This window comes from Peribacillus sp. SIMBA_075 (assembly GCF_046534585.1).
Genome location: NZ_JAWRYN010001693.1, coordinates 1 through 232, shown reverse-complemented (window position 1 = coordinate 232; position 232 = coordinate 1). Strand labels below are relative to the sequence as shown.

The window sequence follows — 232 nt, the reverse complement described above, 5'->3', positions numbered from 1 at the left end:
GTCCAAAGCTCTATTGATCGCGTTCGGCCTTGCGGCAATTATCCGGTTTTTCTTATTCACGCCCATTGTGGTGGACGGGGAATCGATGATGCCCACCCTTGAACATGGCGACCGGATGATCGTCAATAAGATCGGCTATAATATTGGCGAGCCGGATCGATTCGATATCATTGTATTTCATGCACCTGAACAAAAAGACTATATCAAGCGGGTCATCGGATTGCCGGGCGAC

The 232-nt window shown here is 49.1% G+C and carries 1 protein-coding gene; it reads left to right on the top strand.

Features of this window, described 5'->3' with window-relative positions:
* Nucleotides 1-232, top strand: a 232-nt coding sequence (gene lepB / locus SB775_RS34200; RefSeq protein WP_410865735.1) for a signal peptidase I, incomplete at both ends; no start/stop codon positions are given.